14 protein-coding genes are annotated in these 16440 nt (G+C 46.4%); 3 read left to right on the forward strand and 11 right to left on the reverse strand.

Features of this window, described 5'->3' with window-relative positions:
• Nucleotides 1-35: 35 nt before the first annotated feature.
• The 3 genes from galE to C6P39_RS04625 all read right to left on the reverse strand — a co-directional run bounded on the left by galE (nt 36) and on the right by C6P39_RS04625 (nt 3193).
• Nucleotides 36-1052, reverse strand: a complete 1017-nt coding sequence (gene galE / locus C6P39_RS04615) for a UDP-glucose 4-epimerase GalE (protein WP_095176150.1) — start codon at nt 1050-1052, stop codon at nt 36-38.
• A gap of 107 nt (nt 1053-1159) precedes the next feature.
• Complete coding sequence (locus tag C6P39_RS04620) at nt 1160-2266, reverse strand: phosphotransferase enzyme family protein (RefSeq protein WP_187144058.1); 1107 nt, start codon at nt 2264-2266, stop codon at nt 1160-1162.
• Nucleotides 2267-2269: 3 nt separating this feature from the next.
• The gene (locus C6P39_RS04625; protein ID WP_104802978.1) at nt 2270-3193 is read right to left on the reverse strand and encodes a nucleotidyltransferase family protein; all 924 of its coding nucleotides are present in this window, start codon (nt 3191-3193) and stop codon (nt 2270-2272) included.
• Between the two features lie 570 nt (nt 3194-3763).
• On the opposite strand from C6P39_RS04625, the gene C6P39_RS04630 reads away from it, so the two are divergent.
• On the forward strand, nt 3764-4660 hold the full coding sequence (locus C6P39_RS04630; protein WP_084043377.1) for a helix-turn-helix transcriptional regulator: 897 nt from the start codon (nt 3764-3766) through the stop codon (nt 4658-4660).
• A gap of 108 nt (nt 4661-4768) precedes the next feature.
• Nucleotides 4769-5497: a glucosamine-6-phosphate deaminase gene (nagB, locus tag C6P39_RS04635; RefSeq protein ID WP_095176148.1), complete on the forward strand. Its 729-nt coding sequence runs from the start codon at nt 4769-4771 to the stop codon at nt 5495-5497.
• Between the two features lie 150 nt (nt 5498-5647).
• On the opposite strand, the gene C6P39_RS04640 is transcribed toward nagB, so the two are convergent.
• The 7 genes from C6P39_RS04640 to C6P39_RS04670 all read right to left on the reverse strand — a co-directional run bounded on the left by C6P39_RS04640 (nt 5648) and on the right by C6P39_RS04670 (nt 12166).
• Nucleotides 5648-6931 (reverse strand): ABC transporter permease, encoded by a 1284-nt coding sequence (locus C6P39_RS04640; protein ID WP_095176147.1) that lies wholly within the window; start codon nt 6929-6931, stop codon nt 5648-5650.
• Nucleotides 6928-7824, reverse strand: a complete 897-nt coding sequence (locus C6P39_RS04645; protein ID WP_095176146.1) for an ABC transporter ATP-binding protein — start codon at nt 7822-7824, stop codon at nt 6928-6930. The genes C6P39_RS04640 and C6P39_RS04645 overlap by 4 nt, the downstream gene beginning before the upstream one ends.
• A gap of 132 nt (nt 7825-7956) precedes the next feature.
• The gene (locus C6P39_RS04650; RefSeq protein WP_158661458.1) at nt 7957-8703 is read right to left on the reverse strand and encodes a DUF3169 family protein; all 747 of its coding nucleotides are present in this window, start codon (nt 8701-8703) and stop codon (nt 7957-7959) included.
• Entirely contained in the window at nt 8690-8908 is a 219-nt protein-coding gene (locus C6P39_RS04655) for a helix-turn-helix transcriptional regulator (RefSeq protein ID WP_065540626.1), read from the reverse strand. The genes C6P39_RS04650 and C6P39_RS04655 overlap by 14 nt, the downstream gene beginning before the upstream one ends.
• Before the next feature lie 186 nt (nt 8909-9094).
• Entirely contained in the window at nt 9095-9928 is an 834-nt protein-coding gene (locus C6P39_RS04660) for a CPBP family intramembrane glutamic endopeptidase (RefSeq protein ID WP_104802979.1), read from the reverse strand.
• Nucleotides 9929-9934: 6 nt separating this feature from the next.
• Nucleotides 9935-11227 (reverse strand): glutamate-5-semialdehyde dehydrogenase, encoded by a 1293-nt coding sequence (locus tag C6P39_RS04665; protein WP_095176167.1) that lies wholly within the window; start codon nt 11225-11227, stop codon nt 9935-9937.
• A 234-nt stretch (nt 11228-11461) separates the two neighbouring features.
• The gene (locus C6P39_RS04670; RefSeq protein WP_095176143.1) at nt 11462-12166 is read right to left on the reverse strand and encodes an ABC transporter ATP-binding protein; all 705 of its coding nucleotides are present in this window, start codon (nt 12164-12166) and stop codon (nt 11462-11464) included.
• Between the two features lie 1420 nt (nt 12167-13586).
• Here C6P39_RS04670 and C6P39_RS04685 point away from each other — a divergent pair.
• Nucleotides 13587-15968: a heavy metal translocating P-type ATPase gene (locus tag C6P39_RS04685; RefSeq protein WP_104802981.1), complete on the forward strand. Its 2382-nt coding sequence runs from the start codon at nt 13587-13589 to the stop codon at nt 15966-15968.
• Between the two features lie 78 nt (nt 15969-16046).
• On the opposite strand, the gene C6P39_RS04690 is transcribed toward C6P39_RS04685, so the two are convergent.
• Nucleotides 16047-16235: a DUF6472 family protein gene (locus C6P39_RS04690; RefSeq protein WP_065544566.1), complete on the reverse strand. Its 189-nt coding sequence runs from the start codon at nt 16233-16235 to the stop codon at nt 16047-16049.
• Nucleotides 16236-16440: the final 205 nt, after the last annotated feature.

Raw genomic sequence — 16440 nt, forward strand, 5'->3', positions numbered from 1 at the left:
GACACAAATGATCCGCCCCTCAAAAACTTTATTTCTTACTCATCATAGCCATTCGGGTTATTAGACTGCCATCTCCAGGAATCCGCACACATTTCCTTGATTCCGAATTCCGCTTTCCATCCCAGTTCTTTTTCTGCTTTCTCAGCGCTGGAATAGCAGGTGGCAATATCGCCCGGGCGGCGGTCTTTGATCACATACGGGATTTTCACGCCGGTTGCTTCCTCAAAGTTATTGACAATGTCAAGAACACTGTAACCGATACCGGTTCCCAGATTGTATACTTTCAGGCCTGCTTTCTCCTCAATTTTCTTCAGGGCTTTCACATGGCCTTTTGCCAGGTCTACCACATGTATGTAATCACGCACACCGGTTCCGTCGGGCGTATCATAGTCATTGCCGAACACGCCCAGCTCTTTTAATTTACCCACAGCTACCTGTGTGATATATGGCATCAGGTTGTTAGGAATACCGTTGGGGTTCTCACCGATCATGCCGCTCTTATGAGCACCGATTGGGTTGAAATAACGCAGAAGCACTACATTCCACTCCGGGTCAGCTTTCTGGATATCCATGAGGATCTGCTCCAGCATGGATTTTGTCCAGCCATATGGGTTGGTACACTGGCCTTTTGGGCACTCTTCTGTGATAGGTACAAAAGCCGGATCCCCGTATACGGTTGCGGAGGATGAGAAAATGATATTCTTCACGCCATGTTTTCTCATGACATCCACCAGAGTCAGGGTACCGGCAATATTATTCTCATAATATTCCCAGGGTTTCTGTACAGACTCCCCTACCGCTTTAAGACCTGCAAAATGGATACAGGAATCAATGCTCTCTTTTTCAAAAACAGCATTCAGTGCATCCCTGTCAAGAATGTCTGCCTTATAAAAGGTAACCGGTTTGCCTGTGATCTTCTCCACTCTCTGTAAAGATTTCTCACTGGAGTTACTGAGGTTGTCCAGTACCACTACATCATATCCTGCAGTCTGCAGTTCCACTACCGTATGGCTTCCGATGTAACCAGCACCGCCTGTCACTAAAATTGCCATTTTAACTCCTCCTTCTAACTATCCTGTTTTAAAACATATTTTCTGTTCATAACTACTGTAACACTTTTTTTGTGAAAAGAAAAGGAAAATTTTCTCTATCTTTCACCCTACCTGTACTTGTCCACAATGGCATTCATGGCAGAGAGCTTTTTCTCCATATCCGCAACCAGCTTAAACTGTGTACGGCACCGGTCCAGGTTATGTCCCTCCCGGTGTGTCTTGAAATACACATCCCCGTCCAGATGATCAGCCAGAAAACGCATGCCGCATTCGTATGTCATAACCATGGCACCGATAGGCAGCATGTCCAGCTCCTCATCTGTCAGGCTGCCTGCGCAGCCCTCCACGAACCCTTTCGTGTACAGCTCAAACAATTCCATGTCACATGAGACTTTCGCCAGATCCCTCTCGTCCTCATCCGCAGTGCTGGCGCCGAAACGGATGGAATCTCCAAAGTCATTGACCGCCAGTCCCGGCATGACTGTATCCAGGTCAATGACACAGATGGCCTTGCCGGTCTTATCATCAATCATAATATTGTTGAGCTTTGTATCATTGTGGGTAACCCGAAGAGGCAGTTTCTTCTCTGCCTGCATCTCTCCCAGCACATAGGCCAGGTGCTCCCGCTCCAGAACAAACCGGATCTCCCTCTGCACATCCCCTGCATGACCGCAGGCATCCCGCTGTACGGCTGCCTTAAAATCATCCAGGCGGCTTGCTGTATTATGGAAATTTACAATGGTTTCATGCAGGGTTTCCGCCGGATAATCCGCCAGCAGTCCCTGGAAATGCCCGAACGCAACTGCACTCTGGTAAAAATCTTCCTTTTTCTCCACCTTATCATAACAGCTTGCGCCTTCGATGAACAGATACGCTCTCCAGTAGTCACCGGCAGAGTCCAGATAATATGGCCTTCCATCTCCGGCCGAGACAATGTTCAGGGTCTCCCGGTCGGCATCCCCGCCGTTTTCCAGGATTTTTTTCCTGAGCCAGGATGTGACCCCAACAATATTCTCCATCAGCTCCACAGGCTTATGGAAAATGCTCTTGTTCATCCTCTGAAGGATATATCTTTTCCTGCCCTGTTCCGTCTCAAAGACCAGACGGAAGGTATCATTTATATGTCCGCTGCCGTATGGGATCTCCTCCACCAGCTTCCCCGGAAATGTAAAATTCTCAATTACCTCTCTGCGTATCAGTTCCTCGCCGCTCACTTGTTATTCCTCCCAAAGTTTCTCCGGATATAGGCCGCTTTCTTTTAATTTTCTGATGGCAGCAACTACCACCGGCTTATCCTCTTTATATGTAACGCCGTACCATTTATCCATGGATTTGAGGACTTCCACGGTAGCCTTATCTTCAGCCAGAAGCTCTCCAACCACTGAGGGAAGGAAATATTCACACTTCATGGGATTACTCTGCAGATTTTTCTCAAGGAACAGAGGAAATCTGTTTCTCAGTTCCTTCAGCATACTGACTGTAAAGCCCCACATATTCATGGACACTGTGCTTCCCTTTGGGATCTCTGTCCAGGTTCTGCCCTCATCCTCCGTGTAAGCAGTGCCGTCTGCCCGCTTCTCAATATGGGTCCTCTCGTGGATCCCCACAAGATGATGATCCTCATCTGTCTCACAGACGCCTCTTGCCACATGCCCGTTCTCTGTAAGCGTATTCTCAAGCACATAGCCCACCATGGTATAACGGTATTTATCATCGTCCTCATGAGTAGTCAGGTAATCATAGATCATCCGGAATGCATGGGCACCGTAATAATCATCTGCGTTGATCACCGCAAAAGGTGCATCCACCACATCCATGCAGCTAAGGACCGCGTGTCCGGTACCCCATGGTTTCTCCCTGCCCTCAGGCACGGCAAAACCTTCCGGGATATTCTCCAGATCCTGAAATACATATTCCACCCGGATCTGTCTGCCCAGCCTGTCACCGATGGCCTCCCTGAAATCCTTCTCATTGGCTCTCTTTATAATAAATACTACTTTCTTAAACCCTGCCTTCACTGCATCATAGATGGAAAAATCCATAATGATATGTCCCTGTTCGTCGATCGGGTCAATCTGCTTCAGCCCGCCGTAACGGCTTCCCATCCCTGCTGCCATAACTACTAATACCGGTTCTTTCATCTTCACTGCTCCTCCTTATGAATGCGTTTTCCGGACACAGGATACCCTTGTATTCCTGCCTGTTAAACATTATACTACACATCCCTTTTTTTCACCACAAGTAAAAGCAATTTCAATGCACAGCACTCCCTTTAGGAAAATGCTTCCCGGAACAGCACCTGGCGGAAAAGCAAAAGGCAGGACTGTTATGTGAACAATAACTTTAGTATATCATATTTGTACAATTGTTCTTTACACAATTTAATATGTTATTTATCTTAATAATATCTTAAATTTATAATTCCGTATTATACCACAATTTTTGACGATTTTTTTATGCATATAGCACTATAAATAAAGTAAGTGTATCTATATTCAGCAACACATATCCTACAGGCGACATAATAACTTTACTGATATGGCAATCTGATTGTACAAATGCATTTTCGGTTCAGCCTGGTGATATGTCTCATTACAGACAGCATCCCTGCATTTCTTGCTGTTTTTTTTCCGTAATAGTCCAACTGGCGAAACGATATGGTTTTTCTGGAAAAGTTGTTTTATAATGTATTCATGCTATGGAGGTGTTTTATGCCATTTGAAAGTCTTGAATTAAGAGAAGATATCAGTATCTCCAAAGTTGTCACCATACACTATTTTGAATATATGAGTGACTTTAATTTTCCCGGGGAATCCCATGATTTCTGGGAATTTGTCTGCGTTGATAAAGGAGAGGTGGATATCATGGCCGGCGACAGGCCCCACACATTGAAGAGGGGGCAGGTTGCCTTCCACAAACCGAATGAATTCCACAGCCTGAAGGCCAATGGCCGGATCGCGCCGAACCTGGTGGTTATCTCATTTGAATGCAGTTCTCCTGCCATGCAGTATTTTGAGGGGCTTATAACCGAAATCGGTGAAACAGCCCGTTATCTCATGGCTCAGATCATTTACGAAGCCAAACACTGCATTGCCACACCCCTTGATGACCCGTATACTACCCATATGGAACGGCACCCAGGGGCAGATTTCGGTTCCGAACAACTGATCAAGCTTTATCTGGAACATCTGCTCATACACCTTGTGCGGGAGCAGTTAAAAGGCCGCAGCACTGCACCTGCTGTAGTCAAATCCATCAAACAGAAAAATGATGCCATCATTTACAAGCGGATCACCGCTTATCTGGAGGAACATATCCGTGAGCATCTGACCATTGATGAGATCTGCAGAGAAAACCTGATCGGCCGCTCCCAGCTTCAGAAGCTTTTCCGGGAGCAGAACCAGTGTGGTGTCATTGAATACTTCTCACGGCTTAAGATCGAGCTGGCAAAACAGCTCATCCGGGAGAATCACCACAATTTTACGCAGATATCAGATTTCCTTGGCTATACTTCCATCCATTATTTTTCCAGGCAGTTCAAAAAGCTCTCAGGCATGACCCCGTCCGAATATGCCTCATCCATTAAACTGCTTGCCGAAAGGCCATAATTCTGAAACTTCTTTCAGAATTTTATCATTGTTTTACAAGACTATTCATATTATAATGAAGAAAAAGAGCACGGTGAAACGGGGGCTCGCAATAAAGGAGAATGTGTTATGAAAATCTACAGAACAAAAGACTACGATGAAATGAGCAAAAAAGCAGCACACATCATTGCTGCTCAGATTGTATTAAAACCTGACTGTGTTCTCGGTCTGGCAACCGGCTCCACACCGGTAGGCACATACAAGAACCTGGTTGAATGGTATAAAAACGGGGATTTGGATTTCTCCACACTTTCCTCCTGCAATCTGGATGAATACAGAGGATTAAGTCCTGAAAATGACCAGAGCTACCGTTACTTTATGAATACAAATCTGTTCGACCATGTAAATATCCGCAAAGACCATACTTTTGTACCGGACGGACAGGAAGCGGACAGCAACAAAGCCTGCCAGATGTATGAGCAGATCATCCAGGATCTGGGGGGCATTGACCTGCAGCTTTTGGGCCTTGGACACAACGGACATATTGGCTTTAACGAGCCTGCAGAGGAATTCCCCAAGATCACACATTGTGTTGACCTGACAGAGAGCACGATCCAGGCCAACAAACGTTTCTTTGAAAAAGAATCTGATGTACCGAGACAGGCCTACACCATGGGTATCGGAACCATCATGAGTGCTAAAAAAATCCTTGTTGTGGTAAGCGGTGAGGATAAAGCGGAAATCCTTAACAAGATCATCAACGGACCGATCACCCCTCAGGTTCCTGCATCCATCCTGCAGCTTCATCCTGATGTGACAATCGTTGCTGATAATGCGGCACTTTCCAAAGTTAAATAATTTGTAACGGTTTAAAAATCCCATCGCCAAAGGCGAATCTGCATGGATTTTTTGCCTGAAACTTTGAGGGTACTTGACAGTTACAATAATTTCATGAAAAAGAGGGAACGACCAGCCGGCTGTTCCCTCTTTTTTACTGCATTCTATTGATCATCTCATTTTTAAAAGTTCTTTCATTTTCAGCTTATTGCCGTAATGGAGAACAGATGCACTGTACACCCTGATCGACACTGCCGCGATCACAATGATAAAGAGAAGGAGAAGGCCCATGGAAACCAACAGATCCCCTGTCTTCATCCCGCCTGTCAGCAGAGTAAACGGTACGGAAAACGGTGAGGAGAACGGCAGATACATGGCAAATTTGGCCAATCCGCTGCTTCCGCCTCCGGCGATAGCTGTAAAATATCCCAGATAAAAGCTGCCAAGACTGATAAACATTACAGGCATCATAGCTGAGTTCAGGTCTTCCACCTTGCTCACAGCCGCGCCGCATACAGAATTCATCACCGCATACAATGCATATCCGAGTATAAAATAAACCAGTAAAATGAAAACCGTGAACGGTGTGATGCTGGAAAAACTAATTGCAACTCCGCCTATATTAAAGTTCGCAGGCACAAAAACCGTGTAGCATATAACTGCAAAGGCAATGATAACCACCATCTGGATCAGTCCTAGGACGCCCATTGCCAGACATTTTCCGATGAGGATCCTGGATGGTTTTGCTGAGACCACCAAGGTCTCCATAACCCGGGAGGTCTTTTCCGATGCCACAGACATGGCAACGCCGTAGCCGTAATAATATACTGCAAAAAACATGATAAATACCACGGCCAGGCCCAGGATGTAGCCTGTAACATCCATATCACCTACGGATTCCTCTGTGTATGGCAGAGACAGCGTGGATTCTTCAATGGTCCGGCTGTCCACACCACTCTCCTCCAGGACATTCTTCTGCCATATTTTATTACACTCATCTGATATTTTCTGAGCGCTTATTCCCTTCATGAAATTAGCATTTACCACATGGATAAAGGGAACTCCGTCCTTCTCCTCAATGGAGATCAGAGCGTTATTTTCATTTTCTCTGATCTCAGCACGGATGCCTTCCTCCTCCTCTTTTGAGGCAATCTTAAAATTCCTGTCCATATATATCTTTCTCAAGGAATCCAGATTTTTCTCAAAGATCCCGGTCTGGTCGATCAGGTAACAGACGGGTGCATCTTCGTCCACAGCGATCTGTTCTGAAGAATTTTCCGTGCCTGCCGTGCCCGTCTCTTTCTCGCCGCCGCTGCCCTTCACGGCTGATATGATCCGCGGAGCCAGACACAGACCCAGCACCATGACCATAATGATCACGGTTGATACAATAAAAGCTTTCTTTCTGGCTGCCTCTTTTAAGGTGTATGAAAATACTGTTGTTACCTGTCTCATTCTGTCTCCCCTGCCTTTCTGACGAAAATCTCCTGTAAAGATGGTTCCCGGATTTCAAATTTGTTTGGGTAGATCCCTGCATCCAGCATTCTTTTCAGGAATCTGTGAGCCATCTCATCCCCATTGATTTTATACTCTGTCTCAGCGGCACGCACTTCAAAAACGTCCAGTCCTTCTTCTCTGGCTATCTCCTCCACCTCTGCATTTACAGAAACACATAGATTGGTATGGCCAAACGCCGATTTAATCTCTTTTAAATTCCCCTGCAGGATTGTTCTGCCCCTGTTCAGGATCAGAAGGTTCTTACAGTATTCTTCTACGGTCTCCATCTGATGCGTACTCAGAATAATATATTTCCCCTCTTCCACAAGCTCAGACACCAGATCCCTCAGCATTTTGCCGTTCACCGGGTCCAGGCCGGAAAAAGGTTCATCCAGAAAGACAAGCCTCGGATTATGGATAATGGCAGATATCAGCTGCACCTTCTGCTGGTTTCCCTTTGAAAGCTTTTCTGCGGGCATATTTCTGTACTCCATCACCCCAAGGCGTTCCATATAGCCAAGGGCTGCTTTCTTCGCTGCTTCCCGCTTCATGCCGCGCAGCATCCCGAAATAAATAAGCTGTTCCAGAACCTTTGTCTTCATATAGATGCCGCGCTCCTCCGGCAGATAGCCGAAAGCCAGTGTCTCCCTGTTGATCTTTCTTCCATTCCACTGGGCTTTTCCTTCATCAGCTTCCATAATCCCCAGTATGGTCCGGATCGTGGTGGTCTTGCCCGCCCCATTGGTTCCCAGAAGGCCAAATACCCCCGGTGTCTCCATGGAAAAGGACAGATGGTCAACCGCTGTTTTCTCTCCAAACCGCTTTGTCAGATTTTCCACTACTAAACTCATATACTCCTCCTCTTCTGCCGTTCCATCCCATCAGAAACAAGACTGTCAGTGCCGGCGGCCTTGTTTTTGACAGGATGGAACACCAGTTTCCTTAACGTCAACTGTCCACGAAACCGCAGCGGATCGTTACCCTTAACGTCTTTTTTCATAGTTACACATATATAGAACAATCTGGTACGTCCAGATAATTCCTAGCATAAGAAACGGCAGTACACCGATATCCACTGCCACAGAACACATAAGCAAAACTATATAGATGCCCGCATAAAGCCAATTGGACTTTCTGTATACCACATAAGCAGCCCCATACATCCTGGCCTTCTCCTGTTCATCGCAGCTTTTGTCCCAGTCCCGGTTAAAATGCAGCGACAAAGCATTTCCTTTCTTTTCAGGATTCATCTTCTTTGTCTGTTCGACCAGAATATGTTCCGAGAAGGCGGACCATAAACAGTATCCCACAAACAAAGTGGGGATGACTGCAAGACTGGCTTTACTTTCACTTCTGTGAAGTCCGTAAACAATGTTAACACCGCTTAATACCATTGTCATTGTGGCGCAGCATGAAATGATGCCCTGGCAGCGATTGTTATATCTTTCAATCTGTTCTGCTGTCTCATCGTCTTCTCCATCCCATTCACGGAATTTCTTCCGGACTGTGAGTACCATGTATGTATTGGCAATACTCCCCAGGATGGACATAAGGACTATGAGCCAAAAGGCGCCCTTACCAATGAATGCCTCCAGGATGCTTCCCAGTTTTTCCACATCCCCGCCGTGCTTTCCTATGATCATAGTACCTACCCCGCCCATAAGACCGCTGACCAGAATGATCATAATAAATTCCAGATATCCTTTTTTCTCTTTTTTATGCTTCTTCATTCCCGTCCTCCACATACCAGAAAATGTCCTCCACGGATGCCCCGCACTCTTTGGCTATTTTCAATGCCAAAGTCACAGATGGGGAATAATCTCCTCGCTCAATGAGGCTGATGGTCTGCCGGGATGCTCCCACGCGCCGCCCCATTTCCTGCTGGTTGATATCCAGCTTTGCCCTGTATTCCTTCAGGCGGTTGTGTAGCGACATTCCCATCCCTCCTTTGTGACAAAATTTTTTGTCATTTTGACAACTTTTCTTGTCACCAATTATAGCACTTGACAAGGATAGTTGTCAACTGTTTATACAAAAAAGACGGGGCTGTTGTTTTTAGCCACCGTCTCTTGCAATCATATTTTGCCACAAAGCTGATTCGTCGGTTTACCTGCTGTTATATCATTTATAGAGATACTCTTCGTTTTTTCTTTTTTCCCAAATAAATAAAATCACCAGAATTGCCGCGCATACCAGCGCCCCTGTGAAAATTCCCATTATGCTGAAATTTATTACAGACATCACCTGTCCGCTGAAATTAATAATAAAGTGACAGAGTATGGATGCCTTCAAGGTACCGTATTTCTTTACCAGCCTGCCCAGGATCAATCCCATCACAAAAGCATAACACCCCTGTACCAGATTCATATGATAGATGCCGAAATACAATGCCTGAAGGAAATTTGCAGCCCAAAAAGGGAAACTATTTTCCAATATTTTCAGGCAAAGCCCTCTCATAAGCAGTTCTTCCGCCAAAGGCGCCATAATGATCACATACAGCATGGAAATGATGGATGGCTCTGACATTCCCAGTCCTTCCATCACTTCCATGTATTGTCCCATCAGGTCCGGGGCCACCACGGCAAGAATATTCAAAAGGCTGCTGACTGCAAACTGGATAAATAAGGCCACAAAAAAGATACCCAGTATTGCCCCTGAATCCAGGACCGGCTTATGCCCCCGCTCCAGATAAACAGCCCGTCTGTCTGCCATCACTCTGCGGTACCAGAAATACCCCACCAACAGAAAAAGCCCATAGGATGCAGCACTTATGATATACACATATTGATTTATCACATACTGCAGCACCGGCGACTGGTATATGTGGATCATGGTCAAAAAACGGTCAGCAAAAATGATCAGAAACTGCACCCCAAATACCACAAGGATCTGGATGATATACATAAGTGCAATTGGTGTCAGACTCAGCAGAAGTGTCTTTGCTTTTTTTACCATTCCTTATTATGCCTCCAGGTCTTTAAAATGAAACTGCTTTGTACCGCCTGCATACTCTCCCACCGTCTGTCCGCTGCCAAACAGCTTATATTTGTAAGTTACCAGACCTTCCAGCCCCACAGGACCCCTGGCATGGATCTTCCCGGTACTGATCCCCACTTCCGCACCGAATCCGTAACGGAATCCGTCGGCAAACCTTGTAGAACAATTCCGGTAAACACCTGCGGAATCCACAAGCTGCATAAAGGTCAGGGCTGTCTCTTCGTTTTCTGTAATGATACAATCCGTATGGTGGGAGCCAAATCTGTTAATGTGTTCCACTGCCTCCTCTACATTGTCCACCAGTTTCACTGAGATCACCAGGTCCAGATACTCCGTATCAAAGGCCTCCTCCTCCATAATTTCACAGGGTATGATCTCTGACACTTCCGCGGTTCCCCTGATCTTCACATGGTTCTCTTCCAGGGCTTTGCTGATCACTGGCAGAAACTCCTGTGCAATCTTCCTGTTGACAAGCAGGGTCTCCACAGCATTGCAGGCCGCTGTATACTGTATCTTAGCATCAACGATGATTGGCACTGCCTTCTGTTCTTCAAAGGATTCGTCCACATATATATGACACACACCGTCAGCATGACCCATGACCGGTATTTTCGTATTGTTCATAATATATTGTACGAACTGATTGGAGCCTCTTGGAATGAGGAGGTCAACTGTCTCATGGCAGGACAAAAGCTCATCAATTTCATTATGCAGTTCGGCCTGCAGCATACATCCCTGGGGCGCACCTGCTTGGACAGCGGCCTGATAGATGATATCAAACAGAACTTTGTTTGTCCTGGCTGTTTCTTTCCCACCTTTTAGGATGGCACAGTTTCCGCTTTTTAAACAGAGGGAAGAAATCTGCACCAGGGCGTCCGGCCTGGCTTCAAATATAATACCGATCACACCGATAGGACATGTCACCCGGTATAATTCCAGCCCTTCATCCAGCTCTCTTGCAAGCTGTACTTTTGAGAGCGGATCCGGCAGATTGATAAGTTCCGCAATCCCTGCGGTCACATCCTGGAGCTTATGTTCATCAAACTTGAGTCTTTTCATCACAGCAGCTGCAATTCCCGCTTTCTCTGCCGCTTCCATATCTTCACGGTTTGCTTGGAAGACAGCCTCCTGATTTGCAAGAAGTGCGGTTCTCACTGCCTCCAAAGCAGCATTTCTCTGTTCCTGGCTGAGAGCTGCCATGCGGAAACTATCCTGTTTCATTTTTTTTGTTGCTTCTTTTATATTCATATGATGTATCCTCCTGTTATTCTTTACTATTATATATGTGTGAAATTTCTGTAACGTCTCGTAACCGTTCAGACAAGTCTGTGCATTTACTGCGCTGACTGTATGAAAAAGCAGTGCCAGCTTTATCCAACCCATGGCGAAGCGATTTTTAATGGCTGGATGCGTAACGGTTCAGCTTATCTGAACTGTTACAACGTCTCAGCAGGCCTGTAAATTCACTGCATGAAAGGCTTTACATTTACGCTACCATTCAATCTTTTCCACCGGAATGGGGGATGGATTTTTTATGATCTCCGTCACTTTTCCGCTCCTGAACCGGATGACCCGGTCAGCCATGGGCGCCAGCGCAGAATTATGGGTAATAATGATGACCGTCATATGCTCCTTGCGGCAGGTATCCTGCAGAAGCTGAAGAATTTGTTTGCCCGTATTGTAGTCAAGAGCGCCTGTTGGTTCATCACAGAGTAAAAGCTTGGGATTTTTGGCTATAGCCCTGGCTATAGCTACCCTCTGCTGCTCACCGCCGGAAAGCTGTGCCGGAAAATTCGAGGTTCTCTCTGCAAGCCCTACTTTTCCCAAAACTGTAGCCGGATCCAGGGAATCCCTGCATATCTGAACAGCCAGTTCTACATTTTCAAGGGCTGTGAGATTTGGAACAAGGTTGTAAAACTGAAATACAAACCCCACATCATTACGTCTGTATGTGACTAAATCCTTTGCCTTTAATTCATTTACATGTTTTCCGTCTACAATGACTACTCCCTCAGTGGCACTGTCCATACCGCCCAGAATATTGAGGGCAGTGGTCTTTCCCGCGCCGGATGCTCCCAGGATCACTGCAAGCTCCCCTTTTTCCACGGAAAAACTGGCATTGTCCAACGCTCTGATCTCCACCTCATTCTTGCTGCCGTATATTTTTTTTACATTTTGGAATTCTATAAATGACACACTTCTATCCTCCCGGCTTCAGAGCGTATTTGATAATTGCTCTAATGTTAGTTCTCATTATATCGCCATTTTAGCTGTACCGCAATCAGGTTTTTTATGCCTGGAAATATTTTTGATAACTTTATTATTGGTCACAGTATGTTTCACCCGTGGTTTTTTGAATCGTAACACCTTTTAATATGAACAAGTTCTACCATCTGTATCTGCCGTGTGTGATGTCTTCTTTCTTTGGGATACTTCCTTCCTACCAACTAGTTCCAGCCTTTAGGGTAGTTCCTCTATGCAGGGGGAGTTTGCATTACAGGTGTGTTTCACCTTACAGGGGCAGTCCGCCTTGCAGGGTGAAAAACACAGAGCATTTTGGCATTGACCGGATATGGCGTTTACTTCGCATGGAGCAGCATCCTCTTGGGTAAAATGTTTCCTGAACAGTGACCTGTGAACTATAGCAGAACTTTTACTTTTTTCTGTATAAGTATTGACTTTTCCACTTTTTCATATTAATATATGAACAGATATTCATATGATTAATATACTATCATTACATAGGTAAAAAATATATTTGGAGGGTCCGAATATGAAACAAGATAAAAAAAATTCTTCCATAAGTCAGCAGAGGTATGAAAAAGAACCTAATCATGAACATCTGCATGATGAACACTGTGAGTGCGGATGCGGACATGACCATGGCGAGCATTCCCATGAGCACTATCACGATGAGCAACAACACCATGAACATTGCGACTGTGGGTGCGGACATGACCATGGCGCGCATTCCCATGAGCACTATCATGACACCCACCACCACGATGAACATTGTGATTGTGGGTGCGGGCATGACCATGACGAACATTCCCATGAGCAATATCATGACACCCACCAACATGAGGAACACTGCGACTCTGAATGCCAGCATGACCATGACGGGCACTCACATGATCATCTTAACGACAGCCACCAACATGAGGAACACTGCGACTGTGGGTGTCAGCATAACCATGACGGGCACTCTCATGATCATCTTAACGACAGCCACCAACATGAGGAACACTGCGGCTGCGACCATGACCATGACGAGCACTCCCATGAACACCTTCACGACAACCGTCATCACGAGGAACATTGTGACTGTGGTTGCGACCATGACCATGACGAGCACTCTCATGAACACCATCACGACAACCGCCACCACGAGGAACATTGCGGCTGTGATCGCGACCATGATGAGCATTCCTATGAACACAATCGCGGCAACCATCACCACGAGGAAAACTGTGACTGCGGCTATGAGCATGAACACGGACATGAGGAATCCCATCACACGCCTGGTCATCCCAAGGACTGCCAGTGCGAATTGTGCCACCCGCATGAGGATTACTGTGATATCTGCGGCGAGAGTCTTGCAAACTGCAAGTGTCATATGCCGGATGCCGACTGTGAAAAGAAAGTCTATATCCTGAAAAACCTGGGCTGTGCAAACTGCGCCGCTAAAATGGAAGCCAAAATCAAAGAACTTCCCGGTGTAGAGTATGCCACTATCACTTTTGCCACGAACCAGCTCCGCCTATCAGCCAGGGACCATGCATCCCTTTTACCGCGGATCCAGGAAATCTGTGCCTCTATTGAGTCGCAGGTAGATGTAGTGCCCCGCTTCAAAATGCCCGGTGCATTTACCACCAAAACATACCTGATAGAAAATCTGGGCTGCGCCCACTGCGCGTCCAAAATGGAGGAAAAGATAAACGCTCTCCCGGAGGTATCCAATGCCACCCTGACTTTTGCCACACACCAGCTCCGCGTCACCGCAAAACGTGACCCTGACATTCTGCTGGATCGGATCCAAAAAATCTGTACCGACATTGAGAGCGGTGTAACGCTCAAGGCAAAGGATACTACCCCCAAAAGTGCAGATACCCTGCCGATCGGGGACGTAGTCCCCCCCACAAGGGTGCTCTCACAGGATACAAAAACGATCCTTGCCCTCTGTACCGGCGCTGTCCTGTTCGTTGCAGGGGAAGTGCTGGAACATATGGGTATGGAGATACCGTCCTTTTTAGTGCTTCTGACCGCCTATGTACTGTTGGGCGAAAGAATTGTCCTGACTGCCCTTCGTAACCTGACAAAAGGCCACGTGTTCGATGAAAACTTCCTGATGAGCGTCGCCACCATTGGCGCCATCATCATCCGGGAATACCCTGAAGCTGTGGGTGTAATGCTGTTTTACCGTATCGGAGAATACTTTGAGCACAAAGCTGTGGAGAGAAGCCGCTCCCAGATCATGGACGCGGTCGACATGAGACCGGAAACCGTCACCCTGGTTATCGGGGATGATACAAAGACCATCGCAGCCGGGGATGCAGTGGTTGGCGATATCATCCTTATCCGACCCGGCGACCGGATTCCTTTGGACAGCGTGGTGATCGAGGGTGAAAGCCGTATCGACACCTCCCCTGTGACCGGAGAACCCGTGCCTGTCAAAGCAGGATTCGGAGATGAACTGACCTCCGGATGCGTCAATACTTCCGGCCTCTTAAAGGTACGTGTTGAAAAAATACTGGAGGAATCCATGGTGACACGTATTCTGGATTCTGTGGAAAACGCTGCTGCCAACAAGCCCAAAATTGACCGGTTCATTACACGTTTCGCAAGAGTATACACACCATTTGTTGTATTTCTTGCACTGGCAACCGCAATTATCCCCTCCCTGATCACCGGTGACTGGAACCATTGGGTATACACAGCGCTTACTTTCCTGGTGATCAGTTGTCCCTGTGCCCTTGTTTTAAGTGTACCCCTTGCATTTTTCTCCGGGATTGGGGCCGGCTCCAAGAGAGGCATTCTTTTTAAAGGCGGCGTGTCCCTGGAAGCTATGAAGGGTGTAAATGCAGTTATTATGGATAAAACAGGAACCCTGACAGAAGGAAATTTTGTCCTGCAGACAGTTCTTCCTGCCGGCCATATGAACGCGGACGACCTGCTGGAACTCTGCGCTGCTTGTGAATCCACTTCCTCCCATCCCATTGCGAACAGTATCGTCACTGCAGCACAGGGAAAAGGTCTTCCCATCAAACGTCCCGATTCTGTGGAGGAAATCGCAGGCTGCGGGATCCATGCATTTATAAACGGCTCAGAAATTCTATGCGGCAACCGCAAACTGATGGAAAAGTTCCATATCCCTATGGAAAATATCTCCACTGAAGGCCTGGGTGCAGAAGTCTTTGCCGCAAAAGATAAGACCTATGCAGGCTGCCTTGTCATCGCCGATACCCTGAAAGGGGACGCCAAATCTGCGGTTAAAAAGATAAAGGATATGGGAATCACCCCTGCCATGCTGACCGGTGACGCCCAGGAGACGGCTCTGGCAGTGGCCAAAGCAGCGGGCATTGAGGAAGTGCGCGCCCGTCTCCTGCCCCAGGATAAACTAAATGAACTGACACGGCTGCGCAACACATACGGCTCTGTCATGTTCGTAGGTGACGGTATCAACGATGCACCGGTACTGGCAGGTGCCGATGTGGGCGCTGCCATGGGAAGCGGTGCGGATGCTGCCATAGAGGCCGCCGACGTGGTATTTATGAATTCTTCCATGGAGGCAGTACCCCAGGCATTATCCATTGCCAGAGCCACCAGCCGCATTTCCTGGCAGAATGTTATCTTTGCCCTGATCATAAAGGTTTTGGTCATGATACTCGGTCTTTTTGGATTTGCGTCCATGTGGATGGCTGTCTTTGCAGACACCGGTGTTGCTATTTTGTGCGTACTCAATTCCATCCGTATTCTTTATAGAAAGAATCTTTCGTAACACATAAACAGGTCTGCCTGTAAAACCAATAGAAGCTGTACCCTGACTGAATATCCTGTCTGGGCACAGCTTCTTCTTTTACATCTGCTTTCTTACAATTTTATACTCATCATTCATCTGGAAGTAAGGACAGTTTTGGAATGTATTGGTCATAAATCTGCCCATCTCGTCCTCGTCCAAATTCACGTCGCAGCTATAATAGCCGTATTCCTCATCATAGACATAATTACTGCAATATTCGCAGTTAGCTGTTTTCTTTTTTTCCATAATCCGCTCCCTTTTTCTATCTTTTGAATTATGTATAGCAGAATCTTCTCTTTTTGTCAAATTTCACTATAAATTTCCTATAAAATACAGAAAAATTTATGATTCTATGATTTAAAAAAACTGCAAGTGGTGTTATAATGATTGGACGATATCCCTTTATAAAATCTTTATGTCAGGTATATTTTTTTTATACAATTTTAATTAC

It is taken from the genome of Blautia marasmi (assembly GCF_900258535.1).
In the GTDB taxonomy this organism is placed as follows: Bacteria; Bacillota; Clostridia; order Lachnospirales; family Lachnospiraceae; genus Blautia; species Blautia hominis.

Excerpts from the sequence above, each read along its gene's own strand:
- nagB (WP_095176148.1), top strand. The coding sequence starts at position 4,769 with ATGAAAATCTACAGAACAAAAGACTACGATGAAATGAGCAAAAAAGCA.
- C6P39_RS04685 (WP_104802981.1), top strand. The coding sequence starts at position 13,587 with ATGCCGGATGCCGACTGTGAAAAGAAAGTCTATATCCTGAAAAACCTG.
- C6P39_RS04645 (WP_095176146.1), bottom strand. The coding sequence starts at position 7,824 with ATGAGTTTAGTAGTGGAAAATCTGACAAAGCGGTTTGGAGAGAAAACA.
- C6P39_RS04650 (WP_158661458.1), bottom strand. The coding sequence starts at position 8,703 with ATGAAGAAGCATAAAAAAGAGAAAAAAGGATATCTGGAATTTATTATG.
- C6P39_RS04660 (WP_104802979.1), bottom strand. The coding sequence starts at position 9,928 with ATGGTAAAAAAAGCAAAGACACTTCTGCTGAGTCTGACACCAATTGCA.
- C6P39_RS04655 (WP_065540626.1), bottom strand. The coding sequence starts at position 8,908 with ATGTCGCTACACAACCGCCTGAAGGAATACAGGGCAAAGCTGGATATC.
- C6P39_RS04630 (WP_084043377.1), top strand. The coding sequence starts at position 3,764 with ATGCCATTTGAAAGTCTTGAATTAAGAGAAGATATCAGTATCTCCAAA.
- C6P39_RS04625 (WP_104802978.1), bottom strand. The coding sequence starts at position 3,193 with ATGAAAGAACCGGTATTAGTAGTTATGGCAGCAGGGATGGGAAGCCGT.
- C6P39_RS04640 (WP_095176147.1), bottom strand. The coding sequence starts at position 6,931 with ATGAGACAGGTAACAACAGTATTTTCATACACCTTAAAAGAGGCAGCC.
- C6P39_RS04690 (WP_065544566.1), bottom strand. The coding sequence starts at position 16,235 with ATGGAAAAAAAGAAAACAGCTAACTGCGAATATTGCAGTAATTATGTC.
- galE (WP_095176150.1), bottom strand. The coding sequence starts at position 1,052 with ATGGCAATTTTAGTGACAGGCGGTGCTGGTTACATCGGAAGCCATACG.